Here is a 14,929-nt window from a genome sequence, read left to right as displayed (position 1 = left end):
CGGGGCTCACCAGGCCAGGGCCATACCATCGGTGCGGGGCTCGGTGGCGGCCAGGAAGGCTTCGGCGGGCTTCAAAATCATCTGACCCCGGCCAAACGAGGCCCACTCGCTTTGCAGCACCACCTCGTGGCCCCGCTCCTTGAGGCCCTGCACCACGTGCAAAGGCACGGTGGGCTCGAGCTCCACCCGAAGCCCCCGCGTCCACTGCCAGCGGGGGGCGTCCAGGGCGGCCTGGGGGTTCATGTGGTAGTCTTCCAGGTTCACCACCACCTGCAGATGCCCCTGGGGCTGCATATGCCCGCCCATCACCCCAAAGGGCCCCAGGGGCCTGCCCTCGCGGGTGAGGAAGCCGGGGATGATGGTGTGGAAGGGTTTCTTGCCCGGCGCGTACCGGTTGACATGCCCTTCATCCAGCACAAAACCGGCCCCCCGGTTCTGCAGCGAGATCCCGGTGCCGTCCACCACGATACCGGCCCCAAAGCCCATGTAGTTGGACTGGATAAAGGAGACCTGTAGCTCGCCGTCGGCGGCGCACAGGTAGACGGTGCCCCCCTGGGGCGCCCCGGCCTGCACCGGCAGGGCCTGCTCCCCGATCAGGCTCCGGCGCTGGGCCAGGTAGTCCGGGTTGAGCAGGTCGGCGGCCGAGACGGTCATGGAGCGGGGGTCACCCACGTACTTTTGCACGTCGGCAAAGGCCAGCTTCATGGCCTCGAGCTGCAGGTGGAAGCTCTCCACCGAGTCGCGCGGGTAGCGGCTTATATCGAAGCCCTCGAGGATCTTCAGCGCCATCAGCGCCGCAAGGCCCTGCCCTGGGGGGGGTATCTCGTGCACCTCGAGGCCCCGGTACCGCACCGAGAGGGGCTCCACCCACTCCGAGCGGTAGGCGGCCAGGTCGGCGCGGGTCAGGTAACCCCCGGTGGCCGCGGCAAACTCGGCGATCCGCTCGGCCAGTCTTCCGCGGTAAAAGCTCTCGCAACCGGTGCGGGCCAGCTCCCGCAGGGTCTCGGCGTGCTGCGGGCTGTGCCAGATCTCGCCGGGCCGGGGGGCCCTGCCGCCGGGCATGAAGAGCGCTTTGAAGGGTTGAAAACAGGCGTCCTGCAGGGGGCCATACACCGCCTCGATGCGCCGCCAGTTGCGCCCGGTCTCGGGGCTTATGGCAAAGCCCTCCTCGGCGTAGCGGATGGCCGGCTCGAAAAGCCGCTCAAAGGGCAGCTTGCCGAACTTTTGGTGCAGCTCGCGCCAGGCATCGGGCGCCCCCGGCACCGTGACCGGGCGCCAGCCGCGGGTGGGCACCGCTTCGCCTGCGGCAAAGGTCGCAAAGTCCAGACCGGCCGGGCTCGGGCCGCAGGCGCTCAGGCCGTGCAGTTTTTGCCCGTCGTGTACCAGGGCAAAGGCATCGGAGCCGATGCCGTTGGAGGTGGGCTCGAGCACGGTCAGGGCGATGGCCATGGCCAGGGCCGCGTCCACCGCGTTGCCCCCGGCCAGTAACATCTCCATGCCGGCTAAGGCGGCCTGGGGCTGGCTGGTGGCCACCGCGCCCCGCTGGCCGGTCACCACGTGGCGGCGGGAGGGATAGGGGTAGTGGTTGAGGTTCATAGCACGAGACCTTTCTGATATTGGGCGTAATTTTGTTGCCCCCGTCCTACTTTTTCATGCGCGGATCCAGGGCATCGCGCAGGCCATCCCCAATCAGATTAAAGGCCAGCACCGCCAAAAAGATAGCTAGACCTGGGAACAGGGCCATATGGGGTGCCTGGCTGAGGTAGCCTCGAGCGTCGTTGAGCATCGAGCCCCACGAGGGCGTGGGTGGCTGCACCCCCAACCCCAGAAAGGACAGGGTGGCCTCGGCCAGAACTGCTGTGGCCGTGCTCAGGCTTACCTGAACGATTAATGGCCCGAGTATGTTGGGTAGCAGGTGCCGGGTGATGATGCGGCCATCGCTGCTGCCCAGGGCGACGGCGGCCTGCACATACTCGCGGGGCCGTTCGGCCAGCACCTGTCCGCGAATCAGGCGGGCAAACACCGGGGTTGTTACCACCCCAATCGCCAGCATGGTGTTTTGCAGGCTCGGGCCCAGAACGGCGGCCAGGGCGATGGCCAGCACCAGGAAAGGAAAGGCCAGCATGGCGTCGGTCAGACGCATCAGCACATCGTCGATCCATCCGCCATAAAAGCCAGCCACCAGCCCAATCAGGCCCCCCAGCAGCAGGGCCAGCAGTACCGAGATTAAGCCTGCGGCCAGCGAGACTCGAGCCCCATAGATCACCCTCGAGAAGATGTCCCGCCCCAGCTGGTCGGTGCCAAACCAGTGCTTGCTCGAGGGGGGTTGTTGCAGGGCGCTGAAATCGGTCGAGGTGGGGTTATAAGGCACCAGGATGGGTGCAAAGATGGCCCCCAGCACCAGTAGCAACAGGATGACCATCCCGGCCATGGCCAGGCGATTGGCAAAAAAGGCACGTAGCGTACGGTTGCTCATCTCAGTGGTAGCGGATGCGCGGGTCAATGGCCGCGTAGAGCAGGTCGGTGAGCACGTTAATCAGAAACACTGCCAGGGCCGAGATCAGCACCACCGCCTGCAAAACTGGGAAGTCGCGGTTGAAGACCGAGTCCACTAGCAGCCGCCCAAAGCCGGGGATGGAGAAAACCTGCTCGGTGACCACCGCGCCCCCCAACAAACCGCCTAGCTGCAACCCGATTACCGTCACAACCGGAATAGCGGCGTTGCGCAAGGCGTGCTTGTACACCACCACCCGGCCTTCCAGGCCCTTGGCTCGAGCGGTGCGGACATAGTCTTGTGAAAGCACCTCGAGCATGCTGTTGCGGGTGAAGCGAGCGATTGCGCCGGCCAGCGCGGTACCCAGGGTAATGGCGGGCATCAGCATCAGGAGTAGGTTTTTCTGCAGGTCTACCCAGGGCTCAACATAGCCGGAAGGTGGTATCCAGGCCAGGCGGATGCTGAAGACATAAATGAGCAGGATGCCCAGAAAAAAGTTGGGGATTGAGACCCCCGAAAGGGCCATCACGGTCACGCCTGCATCAATGGCGGTGTTTCGTCGCAAAGCCGCCAGCACCCCCGCTGGAATGCCGATCACTATGGCCACCAAAAGCGAGAACAGGCTGAGCTCTAAGGTGGTGGGTAGTTTTTGCCAGATAATCGGGGCCACCGGCTCGTTGCCACGAATGGAGTGCCCCAGATCACCCCTCACCAGGCCCCACAACCAGTCAGCATACTGCACCAGGATGGGCCGGTTAAGCCCCAGTTCCTCTCGGATCTGCGCGACCAGCTCAGGGGTGGCCTCTTCGCCCAGCAGCAGCCGGGCCGGGTCGCCCGGTAGCACCCGGGTTAGCGTAAAAACCAGCACCGTGACCAGCAACAGGGTGGGCAATCCACCCATCAAGCGTCGCAGGACGAAGAGGAACACCGCTTTTAGCTCCTATTGGCCGCCCAGGCTTACGCTGCGGAAGCGCAGGATGCCATCGGGAATGACCGGAAGCCCGCTCAGGCGACGGCTCACGCCGATGGTGGTCTGGGGGTGGTAGACGTAGATGTAGGGCAGGTCTTCTTGGATGATTTTGGTGATCTGGCTGTACAGGTCGCGGCGGGCCTCCGGCAGCCGCACAGTGCGGGCCCGGTTGAGCAGGTTGTCCACCCGCGGGTTGCAGTAACCGGAGTAGTTGTTGGGCGCTTTACAGCGAACAAAGTCGTAGATGTTGCCGTCGGGGTCGGGCCGCCCACTCCAGCCCACTGCCACTGCCTCGAGCTCCAGCTTAGCGGCTCTATCCAGCAAGGTACCAAACTCCACCTGCTCGATGCGTACTTGGATACCTGCTTCGGCAGCCATGGCCTGGTATACCTGGGCCAGCTGGGCCAGCACCGGGCCGGGTGCAATGGTCAGGGTAAAGCTGAAGCCTTGTGGACGGCCACCTTCGGCCAGCTTCTGCCGGGCCAGGGCCAGGTCGCGCTTGGGAACGGGGATGGCTTTGTCGTGCGCCAGGGTGCCGGGTGGGAAGGGCCCATTGGAAGGGAGGGCCGTGCCCAAAAACACCACCCGGTCTACCACATCGCGGTCAATGGTGGCTGCGAAGGCCTGGCGCAGGGCTTTGTTGGTAAAGGGCCCCTTGGTGTGGTTAAGCCAGATGCCCTGGTAGCCGATGCCAGGGAAGTTGTTGACCGTGAGGTTGGGATTACTACGAATGGTTGCGAGGTCTTTGGCGGCTACCGGGGTAATGATGCTAACCGCTCCCGAGAGCAGGTTGGCGACCCGCACATCGTCGTCGGGGAACGGGCGGTAAATGAGTTGCTCGATGCGGGGAAGGCCACGCTGCCAGTAGTTTTCGTTGCGTGCCAGCACGATGCGATCCTGCCGGCGCCGCTCCACGAACTTGAAGGGCCCGGTGCCCACGGGGTTGTTGCCAAAATCGGCCCCTAGCCTCTGGACAGCCGTGGGGCTGACCATCATCCCCGAGCGGTCGGACAGGATGGCCAGAAAGGGTGCGAAGGGCTCCCGCAGGGTCACCCGCACGGTATAGGGGTTGACAACCTGCACGTTGGTGATGAGCGAGAGCTCGCCCGAGCGGCGGGAACCGGGAGCGCTGCGGTAGCGATCCAGGTTGAACTTGACCGCCTCGGCATTGAAGTCGGTGCCGTCGTGGAACTTGACGCCCTGCCGCAGGTTGAAGACATAGACCTTGCCGTCTTCCTCTACGCGCCAGCTAGTTGCCAGCATGGGCACAATGCGCAGGTTTTCGTCAAGATCGACCAGCTTGTCGTAAATCTGGTTCTGTACCTGCCGATCCACCAGCGCGGAAGAAAGCAGGGGGTCGAGGTTGGGGGGATCGGCATCCAACCCCACCGTGACGGTTTGTGCCAGCCCCAAACCGCCCAGGCTCCAGAGAACAACTGCTGCCAACCACTTTTTCATCGGTCTACCTCCTTGATTTTGGCCGAGCTTTCAACCGTGCTCAGATGGGCCAACATAGCCTGACGGGCCGCTTCGGGGTCGGAAGCCCGAATGGCCTCGAGGATGCGCAGGTGTTCAGAAAGGGTAACTTGTGGTCGGTAGCGTTTAGCAGTCGATACCAAGCGGATTTGTCGCAACTCGACTTCAAGTAGGCCTACGATCTCGCTCAGTACCGCGTTGCGGCTCATATCGGCCAGGGTTTTGTGAAAAAACATATCGAGCTCGACAAATCGGTACAGATCCCCTTTGGCTGCCTGCTGCTGAGCGAGCAATTCCTCGAGCCGGGCAATCCCCTGTGGGTGGCTGCGCTCGGCGGCCAGGGCGGCGACCGCTGGCTCCAGGATGCGGCGTACTTCAAAGAGCTCGACGATGAAGTCTTCTTGGTGCAGCCTCGAGCGCAAGCGGCGACCAAAGCTTTCCGAAGGAGAGGCCACCCGCGTCCCGTCCCCCTGCCGGATTTCCACCCAGCCGTGAAGCTCGAGAATGCGCAAGGCCTCCCGTACCGATGAACGGCTCACACCAAAGCGGCTGGCCAGGTCACGCTCGCCTGGCAGTTGATCGCCAGGCCGCCAGACACCGTCCTGGAGCAATTGCTCGAGGTCTTTGGCAAGCTTCTCGGAAACTCGGGTCGGGCGCACCATTGGAAGCCAGCCCCCTTATTGGTCAGACCACTGAACCAGTAACTGCATGCAAATACACTAAGCCAGTAAGCCAAAGTGTTTGTAATCCGGGCTGCATTTCCTCTTAAAAGCCTGCCCAATGGGATGCTACGGGGCACCTATATTTAGACTATCGACAAAAAAAAGACCTTTCTGGCCGAAGAACTTGCCCCAGATGCCTTGGACAGAACCGTTCTAAATAACCTGGCTGGCCTTATGCGCCCGAAAGAAAATGCATGAAATTGCAGAGGGTTTGGAACTACACCGGCTCATCCCAGCGCATGGGTCGGATTGCCACGCACCGGCCCCCCTCCAGCACCAGCTCGGTTGCGCAGAACATGGCCCGGCCCGAGGCAGCCTTGAAGGGCGTGGGCCGCTGGGTGATGAAGCGACCCAAAAAGCTCGCGATCTCCCCTCCAATGATGGAGTGGATGGGGCCGGTCATGCCCACGTCGGCCTGGATGGCCGTGCCGTTGGCCAGAAAGCCGGCATCGGCGGTCTGGACGTGGGTGTGGGTGCCCAGCAAAGCTGAAATCTTGCCGCCTAGGTAGTGGCCCAAAGCGTACTTCTCGCTGGTGGCCTCGGCATGCACCTCGAGCAGCGCGTAATCGTGCTCGACCTCGGCCAGCACAGCCTCGGCGGTACGGAAAGGATCGTAGAGGTTCAGGCCCATGTTGACCTGCCCCATCACCTGCATCACCAGGAGTTTTTCCCCCTTGGCCTCGAGCACCCAGTGCCCTTTTCCGGGGGTGCCGGGGGGGTAGTTGAGGGCCCGGATGATGGGCTCGGTCTCGATGAGCTCGTAGATGTCCTTATGATCCCAGGCGTGGTTGCCCAGGGTGATCAGGTCGGCGCCGGCCTCGCGCAGCTTACGGTAGGCGGGCCGGGACAGACCCTTGCCATGGTGGGCGTTTTCCCCATTGACGATGACCAGATCGTAGTGGGGCCGCAGGTCGGGCAGGTGCATCGCCACAGCTCGTAAACCCGGATCGCCGTAGACATCGCCAACAAACAAGACGCGCATACCCCCAGCTTATCGTGATTGGCAGGGCCTCGGGGTGCAAAAGACCGCCGCCTTGGCTGTTGTTAGCATTCAGGAAGAGAGTCAGCCCTGGAAAGCAGGTGGGACCCAGCGGACAGGGTCAGATTCGCTGAATCAGGCTGCGAAGGTACACGAGGTCTTCCTCCCTCAGCCCGTACTTAGCCTCCCTGAGCCCCGCGATGAGCCCATCGAACCCTGCCCTACTCGGCTGGGCGGACTTGATCCACCCGGACAAGATGTCCATACCCGACAGCACCTTAACCCCAAGCCGCTGGGCAGCCCGGAGCGCGGCCTTATCGGTGCTGGTGAAGACCGCCACGCTCCCGTATCGCTGGGCCAGCACCAGGCAGGCGGCCTCCCCACGCTCAATGCCGAACTCTTCCTCGAGTCGTACCCTTTTGTGCAGCTCCCCTAGGGTCAGAGGATCGATGACCAGGCTTCCCCGCTCCAGGTGGTGCCGGATCTGGCGGCTGTTGTTGAGCCAGTCCCAGCAGCGTTTGGCCTGTCCCGGAGTAAGCCGGCTCGCGGAACGCTGTGCCCAGCGGAGCCCCCGCGCTAGCTCGCTCAACTCCTCGTCGTTGGAGTCCAGCGGCAGCAGGCCTTCGTCCTGGTTGTAGACCTCTGCCGGGAAGTAGGCTTTATTGCTACCAATGCCGCTGAGCAGGATGTCCAGGCCCTGGGGGTGGGCAAAGGAGAAGTGCCGCAGGGCGTTGGTGTCCAGTACGGGCCTACGTGATGGCATAGCGCTCGGCTTCTTCCTCCGGGGATGGCTCCATCAGCTCCTCGAACTCGAGCTCGCTCATGCCCAGGAGGCTCGCCGCACGGCGCCGGGAGATCGTTCCCTGCTCGAGCGCTTCCTTCACCAGCTCCACATAAGCGGAGGGGTAGCGCTCCTGAAGGGGCAGCGGTGCCTTACCCAGCTCGTAGTCGGCGACTGGGTAGCCGAGGGCCCGGGCCCGCCATAGGATGCCCTTCCATTCGATCTTTCCCTTGATCCTGCGCTCCGCCTCGAGCCTCCGCTGCAGGGCCTTTGGGCTAACTCCGAAGTAGCGGACAAGCCCGGCGATCTCGTCCGCGTCGCTCACGCTGTCGATACCCATGCGCTCCAGGGCCGGGGTCGGGATAAGAAAGTGGCTTGCGAAGCTGTCGGCGAACTTTTCGGCAGGATCGCTCAGCCCATCCCGGCACAGGATGGCCTGGCGGTTGTAGTGGTACAGCCCGTGTGCAAACTCGTGGGCCATGGTGAAGGGGCGACGCACCGGGGCTTGCTGCTCGTTCAGGGCGATGATGGCACCCAGCCGGGGGTGCCAGAAGATCAGCCCGGATAGATCGTTTTCTGACCGGCCAAACGGAACAGTGAAGACATAGTATCCATGTTGCTCGAGGAAAGCCTTCATGTCCCTGATTGGGGCGTTGCCCAGCCCGTAGTAAGCCCGCGTCCTTCCGGCCAGCTCCGCGGCCACCGCCTCCTTGGGGGCCGGATCTTCCAGGGGTGCAAAGGGGCTGTGCGCTGTTTTGGGGACTCTCTGGGTTCTCTCGTAGAGATCCTCGAAGGCCTTGACGAGCTGCACCAGCCTACCGATCCCGGCCTTCCCCTCATCGCTCAGCTGGGCCCCCTTCTCGCGCAGGGCTTGTTCCCACGCGCTGGTTTCCTGCTCTTCGAAGAAGAAACTGAGCGGTACACCGTAGAGCCTGGCGAGGCGCTCGAGGGTGAGGGCGTCAACCCCCCGCTTGCCCGTCTCGTACTGGGACAGGGTGGGGCCCCTGAGGCCGAGGCGGGCGGCGGCTGCCTCCTGGCTGAAGCCTGCCTGTTCGCGTGCCTTGCGCATCCGGTTACCCAGGGCCGTCGGTTCCATCGCTCCCATTGTTTCCTCCCTAGCTACAGTCAATAATAACACATTGTTATTATGCTATATACTAATATCCTGTTTCTTTACGTTTCGTTATGACTGGGTTGTAATACCAAAACTTGCATCCAAGCCCGCACACCGGCTGTGACCAGGCTAGCCTGTGCGGTCTGACCATCTGCCGGGGTAGATGGCCTCGAGCTCCCCCCTAAACCCCTCCCAGTCCTCCACCGGCAGGCGGCAGGCTCCTTGCTGGCACAGATAGGCCAGCCCTGGCCGGCGGTCTTTCAGAACCGGCAGCGCGCCGGGGGGGCCATAGGCCAGGGTGGTGAGCGGTAAGAAGGCCCTGCGAATCGGATGAATGATCTCGGCCGGGGCCACCGCCGCCAGTTCGCTGCCGCGGGTGCCCACCAAGTGGGCCTGCAGCAGAGCCGGAAAGCCGAAGGGGTTGTGCAGCAGGTGCTGGGCGTAAAACTCCACTACGGATAGGGCTGCTTGGTGCCATTCGGGGCGCTCGTACAGGGCGGCCAGGCGGAACAAAAGCTCGGCGGCGGCGGCGCTGCCCGAGGGGTACGGCCCGTCGTAGGGGTCGCGGGCCACCACCGGCAGGGTCTCGTCCAGCGAGTCGCGGAAGGTTCCTGTGGGCTCTTGGAAGTGGGCCAGGATGGCCTCGGCCAGTTGCCGGGCAGCCTCGAGCCACCCCACCTCCCCGGTGGCCTCGAAGAGCGCCAGCAGGCCCAGCCCGTAGTGGGCCTGGTCGCTCAGGTAGGCCTGGGACTTGAGCAGACCCTGGCGCCAGCTATGCCGCAGCAGACCGTCGCGGTACATCTCCTGCAGCACAAACGAGGCGTTCTTGCGGGCGGCCTCGAGGTAGCGGGGCTCTTCCAGCCAGCGCCCCACATCGGCTAGGGTGCGCAGCATCAGGCCGTTCCAGTCGGCCAGCACCTTGTCGTCGGTGAGGGGTGGGGTGCGTTGCTGCCGCGCTCTATAGAGGCGCTGGCGCACGCTTTGTACCCAGTGTTCGAAGGCCTCGGGCCCCAGGCCCAGGTGTTGCATCAAGGCCGCATCGGGGATGCGCCGCTCGAGCACGTTGGTGTGCTCCCAGTTGCCGGCCTCCGAGACCCCAAACAAGAGCATGGCCGCCTCGGCCTCCGCACCCAGAACCTGGCGGAATTCTTCGGCCCGCCAGACATAAAACTTCCCTTCCACCCCTTCCGAGTCGGCGTCCTGGGCCGACCAGAAGCCGCCTTCTGGCCCGGTTAGCTCGCGCAGCACGTAGTCCAGCGTCTCCGTAGCAATCCGCCGGTACCTACGGGCCTGCTCCGAACCCGGCGCCATCAGGCTGGCGGCGGCGTAGAGCCGGGCCAGCTGGGCGTTGTCGTAGAGCATCTTCTCAAAGTGCGGTACCCGCCAGATGTGATCCACCGTGTAGCGATGAAAACCGCCGCCCACCTGGTCGTAGAGGCCGCCCTCGGCCATCCGATCCAGGGTGAGCTCTAGGTGCTTCCAGGTGGCCTCGTGGCCCAGCCAGGCCTGCGTAAGCAGGTAGCCCAGGGCGGGCGATTGGGGAAACTTGGGGGCCCCGCCAAAGCCGCCATGGGCCAGGTCGAAGACCCTGGAAAGCCCGGCCAGGGCGGTGTGATGCAGATCATCCGGCAGGGCACCCCCCCGCGGCTTGAGCTGATCCTGCAGGTAGGTGGTGAGCTGCTCAGCGTTCTCCAGCACCTCTTTTTGCTGGTGCAGCCAGGCGTTGTGTACGCCGGCCAGCACCCGCCGGAAGCTTGGGAAGCCCTGCCGGTCTTCCGGCGGCCAGTAGGTTCCACCAAAAAAGGGCCGCAGGTCGGGCATCAGGAACATGTTCATGGGCCAGCCGCCCGACCCGGTCATGGCCTGCAGGGCCGACATGTAGACCTGATCCACGTCGGGCCGCTCCTCGCGGTCTACCTTGATGGGCACGAAGTGGGTATTTAGAAACTGGGCCACCTCGGGGTCTTCGAAGCTCTCGCGCTCCATCACGTGGCACCAGTGGCAGGTGGCATACCCCACGGATAAAAAAATGGGCTTGTTTTCGGCCCTGGCTTTGGCGAAGGCCTCCTCGCCCCAGGGGTACCAGTCCACCGGGTTGTGGGCATGCTGCAAAAGATAGGGGCTGCTTTCCTTGGCAAGTCGGTTTGGCACACCTCCAGCCTAGCCACAGGGCGTTAGAGTAAAAGTGTGGTGAGACGCAAGCCCACCCGCGCGACCGTGCGTTACCTGACGCGCCGCCTGCTGGCCGGCCTGGTGGATCTGGGTGTGCTGGCTGGCTTGCAGTTTGGCATTGTGCGGGCGGTGACCGCGTTGTTTCCACCCACCCATCCAGGCCACCACTTTTCAACCGAGGGCCTGATTCTATTTGGTCTGTTCTCCCCGCTGGCCTGGTTTACTTACGCAGTCCTGCCGCTGGCCCGCAGGGGCCAGACCCTGGGCAAGGAGCTGATGGGGCTGCGGGTGGTGAACCAGGTTGGGCGGCCCCCCAGCCTGTGGCAGGCTTTCATACGGGAAAGCCTGGGGCGCTGGTTGAATGCCATGGTGCTGAACCTTGGCCTGCTGCTGGTGTTGTGGGATCGAGACCACCAGGCCCTGCACGACATGATGGCAGAAACTTTTGTGGTGACGCTCCGAGCACGGCAGGGTGGTGGTTTGCTAGACTAAAAAGCTGTGAGCGACACCGCCACCAAGACCCGCAGTCAGACCGCCACCCGCACCCCGCCGCGCTACAAGGTGTTGCTGCTCAACGACGACTACACCCCCATGGACTTTGTGGTGGAGGTGCTGATGCGCTATTTCAAGAAAAGCAAACTCGAGGCCACCCGCATCATGCTGCAGGTGCACCACGCGGGGGTGGGGGTGGCCGGGGTGTATCCCTTTGAAATTGCCGAGACCAAGGTCAACCAGGTGATGGCGGCGGCCAGCGCCGAGGGCCATCCGTTGCAGTGCACCATGGAACCCGAGTAGGGCCGGTTTTTGATGCCGGAATTGCAATATCCAACGTGCCAAACGTACAAAAAAGCGCTGTTGCCTGGGGTAGGGTTTGGGTATGTATCTTTCTTCCCAGGATCAACGCTGGTACCGGCTGGCCTTTGCTCTGGCGATTCTAACCGTTGTCTACAACCTGCTCGAGGGTCTGGTCTCGGTCTGGTTCGGCGTTGCCGACGAGTCCCTTACCCTTTTTGGTTTTGGCCTGGATAGCTTCATCGAGATGATCTCGGGCCTGGGCATTCTGGCCATGGTGCTGCGCATCTGGCGGCACCCCGGGGCGCCCAAAGGCCGTTTCGAGAAAACCGCCCTGCAGATCACCGGAACCGGTTTTTACGGGCTGACCGCGATTCTTTCGGTCATGGCCCTCTACAACCTGAGCACCCAGCACAAGCCCGAAACCACCCTGGCCGGCCTGATCATCGCCCTGATCTCCATCTCGCTGATGTGGCTTTTGATTCACTATAAAACCCAGGCGGGTGTGGCCCTGGGCTCGGAGGCCATCCTGGCCGATGCCAAGTGTGCGCGGGTCTGCATGTATATGTCGGGCCTGCTGCTCCTGTCGAGCCTGATTTACAGCCTGAGCGGCATCTGGTTTGTGGACAGTCTGGGGGCCTTGGGCCTGGCCTACCTGTCCTTTACCGAGGGCCGCGAGGCCTTTGCCAAGGCCAATGGCGCAGAATGCGGCTGCCACACTGTAAGCTAGTGGGCAACTTTTGCAACAATCGGAAACCACCGGCCTGCTAGACTCGGAATAGCAGGTATGGAGACACCCCTGACCCCCACCCTTGAACGTTCCATCCGCCGCGCGCTGGAGATTGCCCTCGAGCGCGGGCACGAGTACGCGGGCCTCGAGCACCTGCTTTTGGCCCTGCTCGACGACCCCGACGCCAGCCGGGTGTTGCAGTACTGCAAGGTCGACCTCGAGCACCTGCGGGCTTTGCTCGAGGAGTCGCTGCGCCAGTTCGAGCGCCTGCCGGGTGTCCAGCCCGAGCCCACCACGGCCTTTCAGCGGGTGATCCAGCGGGCGGTGTGGCAGATGCGCTCGGCCGGGCGCGACCAGGCCAACGGGGCCAATGTGCTGGTGGCCATCATGGACGAGCGGCAGTCGGCGGCTTATGCCCTGCTGGAGCAGCTCGGTGTGACCCGCCTCGACCTGACCTCGGCCATCTCGCGGGGGGCCCTGCCGCGGGGGGTATCGCCCAGGATCGAGCCCGTGCAGGTGGGCGAGGAAGGTGGGGGTGTGGCCGAGAACCCCCTCGAGGCCTACTGCACCAACCTGACCGAACGGGCCCGCAAGGGCGAGCTCGACCCGCTGATTGGGCGGGAGAAGGAGCTCGAGCGCATCCTGACGGTTCTTTCGCGCCGGCAGAAGAACAACCCCCTCCTGGTGGGCGACCCGGGGGTGGGCAAGACCGCGCTGGTGGAGGGGCTGGCCCAGCTGATCGTGGCCCCCCCGGCCGGGGCCACCCTGCCCAGCCGGCTGGTGGGGGCCGAGGTCTTCGCGCTGGACATGGGCAGCCTGCTGGCCGGTACGCGCTATCGGGGCGACTTCGAGGAGCGGGTCAAGGCGGTGATGAAGGCCCTCGAGGCCCATCCCAACGCCATTTTGTTCATCGACGAGATTCACACCATCGTGGGCGCGGGCTCCACCACCGGCTCCACGGTGGACGCCAGCAACCTGCTCAAGCCGGCCCTCACCGGCAAGCTGCGCTGCATTGGGGCCACCACCTTTGCCGAGTACAAGCACTTTGAGAAAGACCGGGCCATCGCCCGGCGCTTCCAGAAGATCGACATCGGCGAGCCTTCCCACGCCGAGGCGGTGAAGATCCTGGAGGGGCTCAAGCCGCGCCTGGAGGCCCACCACCGGCTCACCTACACCAAAGCGGCCCTCGAGCGGGCGGTGGAGCTCTCGGCCCGCCACCTTTCCGAGCGCCGCCTGCCCGACTCGGCGCTGGACGTGCTGGACGAGGCCGGGGCGGCCCAGGCCCTGTTGCCGCCGGGCAAGCGCAAGAACCGCATCGGGGTGGCCGAGGTCGAGGCCACCGTGGCCCGCATGGCCCGCATTCCGGCCAAGAACCTGAGCCGCGATGACGAGGCCGTGCTGGCCAACCTCGAGCAGGAGCTAAAACGCGCGGTCTTCGGGCAGGATCGGGCGGTAGAGGAAGTGGCCAGCGCCATCAAGCTCTCGCGCGCCGGCCTGCGCGACCCACAAAAACCCATCGGTGCCTACCTGTTCGCCGGCCCCACCGGGGTGGGCAAGACCGAGCTGGCCCGCCAGCTGGCGGCCTCGCTGGGGGTGCCGCTCCTGCGCTTCGACATGTCGGAGTACATGGAGAAGCACTCGGTCTCGAGGCTGATCGGCGCACCGCCGGGCTATGTGGGCTTCGACCAGGGCGGCCTGCTCACCGACGCGGTGCTGCAAAACCCCCACTGCGTGCTCTTGCTCGACGAGATCGAGAAAGCCCACCCCGACCTCTACGCCATTTTGTTGCAGGTCATGGACTATGGCAGGCTCACCGACCACAACGGCAAGACCGTGGACTTCCGCAGCACCATTCTGATCATGACCACCAACGCCGGGGCCGCCGAGGCCAGCGAGCGGCGGGTGGGCTTTTTGGGCGGCACCAAGGCCGAGGCCAGCGAGGAGGCCCTCAAGCGCCTCTTCACCCCGGAGTTTCGCAACCGCCTGGACGCCATCGTGCACTTCAACCCGCTTTCCCCGGAAATCATGCAGCAGATTGTGGGCAAGTTCCTGGGGCAGCTCGAGGCCCAGCTCAAAGAGCGCAAGGTGGCGCTGGAGGTTAGCCCCGAAGCGGTGGAGTGGCTGGCCGAAAAAGGCTACGACAAGCTGATGGGAGCCCGCCCGCTGGCCCGCTTGATCCAGGAAAAAATCAAGAAACCCCTGGCCGACCTGCTGCTCTTTGGCCCCCTCAAGCACGGGGGGCGTCTGCAGATTGTGCGCCAGGGCGAGGAGCTTGCCCTGAAAACCCATTGAGCCGGTGCAAGAGGGGCTAAATGCCTGCGCGATCGCACCAGATCCCGCTTGGACAGCACAAAAGCCCTTTGGCAGAATGACCCATTCTGTTTGGCGCAGAGCGCTACTATGCCCCCTGTCGGACTTCCCGACGGCGGATCTTGAAAGCCCGGTTTTGCGATAGATAAGGCCATCCAGCCCCCAAGGGGGTTAAAAAGCAAACCATCATGGCAAAAAAGGCGCTTTTTGACCCCGTACTTACCACAGCACCCCCTTCTGGGAGAGCCGTGCAGGACGGCGTTTATGGGGTATGCGGTTGCAAACAAAAAGCCCCGTAAGGGGATCGCAGTGCCAGGGCTCCTTCGCTGTGCTGCTGTTTTTATCGGGCCGGGGGCCTGGTCTTTGGCAATGGAAACTGCGCGTCAGTT

13 protein-coding genes are annotated in these 14,929 nt (G+C 63.8%); 4 read left to right on the top strand and 9 right to left on the bottom strand.

What is annotated here, in order from left to right; all coding sequences use genetic code 11:
* Positions 1–6: 6 nt before the first annotated feature.
* From MTAI_RS07765 to MTAI_RS07725, 9 genes are all read right to left on the bottom strand, one after another.
* Positions 7–1,596, bottom strand: a complete 1,590-nt coding sequence (locus MTAI_RS07765; protein ID WP_027888271.1) for a gamma-glutamyltransferase family protein — start codon at positions 1,594–1,596, stop codon at positions 7–9.
* A gap of 46 nt (positions 1,597–1,642) precedes the next feature.
* Positions 1,643–2,476, bottom strand: coding sequence for a nickel transporter permease (nikC, locus tag MTAI_RS07760; RefSeq protein WP_043982268.1), 834 nt, complete (start codon positions 2,474–2,476; stop codon positions 1,643–1,645).
* Between the two features lies 1 nt (position 2,477).
* The gene (locus tag MTAI_RS07755) at positions 2,478–3,422 is read right to left on the bottom strand and encodes an ABC transporter permease (RefSeq protein WP_027888273.1); all 945 of its coding nucleotides are present in this window, start codon (positions 3,420–3,422) and stop codon (positions 2,478–2,480) included.
* A 12-nt stretch (positions 3,423–3,434) separates the two neighbouring features.
* Positions 3,435–4,922, bottom strand: a complete 1,488-nt coding sequence (locus tag MTAI_RS07750; RefSeq protein WP_027888274.1) for an ABC transporter substrate-binding protein — start codon at positions 4,920–4,922, stop codon at positions 3,435–3,437.
* Positions 4,919–5,602, bottom strand: coding sequence for a FadR/GntR family transcriptional regulator (locus MTAI_RS07745; RefSeq protein ID WP_027888275.1), 684 nt, complete (start codon positions 5,600–5,602; stop codon positions 4,919–4,921). The genes MTAI_RS07750 and MTAI_RS07745 overlap by 4 nt, the downstream gene beginning before the upstream one ends.
* 277 nt (positions 5,603–5,879) lie before the next feature.
* Positions 5,880–6,644, bottom strand: a complete 765-nt coding sequence (locus MTAI_RS07740) for a TIGR00282 family metallophosphoesterase (RefSeq protein ID WP_027888276.1) — start codon at positions 6,642–6,644, stop codon at positions 5,880–5,882.
* Positions 6,645–6,762: 118 nt separating this feature from the next.
* Positions 6,763–7,404: a hypothetical protein gene (locus MTAI_RS07735; protein ID WP_027888277.1), complete on the bottom strand. Its 642-nt coding sequence runs from the start codon at positions 7,402–7,404 to the stop codon at positions 6,763–6,765.
* Positions 7,391–8,518 (bottom strand): helix-turn-helix domain-containing protein, encoded by a 1,128-nt coding sequence (locus MTAI_RS07730; protein WP_036197164.1) that lies wholly within the window; start codon positions 8,516–8,518, stop codon positions 7,391–7,393. The genes MTAI_RS07735 and MTAI_RS07730 overlap by 14 nt, the downstream gene beginning before the upstream one ends.
* A 147-nt stretch (positions 8,519–8,665) precedes the next feature.
* Positions 8,666–10,687 (bottom strand): thioredoxin domain-containing protein, encoded by a 2,022-nt coding sequence (locus MTAI_RS07725; RefSeq protein WP_027888279.1) that lies wholly within the window; start codon positions 10,685–10,687, stop codon positions 8,666–8,668.
* A 36-nt stretch (positions 10,688–10,723) separates the two neighbouring features.
* On the opposite strand from MTAI_RS07725, the gene MTAI_RS07720 reads away from it, so the two are divergent.
* The 4 genes from MTAI_RS07720 to clpA all read left to right on the top strand — a co-directional run bounded on the left by MTAI_RS07720 (position 10,724) and on the right by clpA (position 14,522).
* Entirely contained in the window at positions 10,724–11,200 is a 477-nt protein-coding gene (locus tag MTAI_RS07720) for an RDD family protein (protein ID WP_027888280.1), read from the top strand.
* Between the two features lie 6 nt (positions 11,201–11,206).
* Positions 11,207–11,503, top strand: a complete 297-nt coding sequence (gene clpS / locus MTAI_RS07715; protein WP_013013714.1) for an ATP-dependent Clp protease adapter ClpS — start codon at positions 11,207–11,209, stop codon at positions 11,501–11,503.
* 82 nt (positions 11,504–11,585) lie between these two features.
* On the top strand, positions 11,586–12,230 hold the full coding sequence (locus MTAI_RS07710; protein WP_027888281.1) for a cation diffusion facilitator family transporter: 645 nt from the start codon (positions 11,586–11,588) through the stop codon (positions 12,228–12,230).
* Between the two features lie 57 nt (positions 12,231–12,287).
* Complete coding sequence (clpA, locus tag MTAI_RS07705; RefSeq protein ID WP_027888282.1) at positions 12,288–14,522, top strand: ATP-dependent Clp protease ATP-binding subunit ClpA; 2,235 nt, start codon at positions 12,288–12,290, stop codon at positions 14,520–14,522.
* The last annotated feature ends 407 nt before the right edge of the window (positions 14,523–14,929 follow it).

The sequence above is a fragment of the Meiothermus taiwanensis WR-220 genome (genome assembly GCF_003568585.1).
GTDB lineage: Bacteria > Deinococcota > Deinococci > Deinococcales > Thermaceae > Meiothermus > Meiothermus taiwanensis.
Note: the sequence above shows the minus strand (reverse complement) of the source record. Positions and strands in the feature narration are given on the sequence as shown.

Excerpts from the sequence above, each read along its gene's own strand:
- MTAI_RS07745 (WP_027888275.1), bottom strand. The coding sequence starts at position 5,602 with ATGGTGCGCCCGACCCGAGTTTCCGAGAAGCTTGCCAAAGACCTCGAG.
- MTAI_RS07765 (WP_027888271.1), bottom strand. The coding sequence starts at position 1,596 with ATGAACCTCAACCACTACCCCTATCCCTCCCGCCGCCACGTGGTGACC.
- clpA (WP_027888282.1), top strand. The coding sequence starts at position 12,288 with ATGGAGACACCCCTGACCCCCACCCTTGAACGTTCCATCCGCCGCGCG.
- nikC (WP_043982268.1), bottom strand. The coding sequence starts at position 2,476 with ATGAGCAACCGTACGCTACGTGCCTTTTTTGCCAATCGCCTGGCCATG.
- MTAI_RS07750 (WP_027888274.1), bottom strand. The coding sequence starts at position 4,922 with ATGAAAAAGTGGTTGGCAGCAGTTGTTCTCTGGAGCCTGGGCGGTTTG.
- MTAI_RS07735 (WP_027888277.1), bottom strand. The coding sequence starts at position 7,404 with ATGCCATCACGTAGGCCCGTACTGGACACCAACGCCCTGCGGCACTTC.
- MTAI_RS07710 (WP_027888281.1), top strand. The coding sequence starts at position 11,586 with ATGTATCTTTCTTCCCAGGATCAACGCTGGTACCGGCTGGCCTTTGCT.
- MTAI_RS07740 (WP_027888276.1), bottom strand. The coding sequence starts at position 6,644 with ATGCGCGTCTTGTTTGTTGGCGATGTCTACGGCGATCCGGGTTTACGA.
- MTAI_RS07730 (WP_036197164.1), bottom strand. The coding sequence starts at position 8,518 with ATGGAACCGACGGCCCTGGGTAACCGGATGCGCAAGGCACGCGAACAG.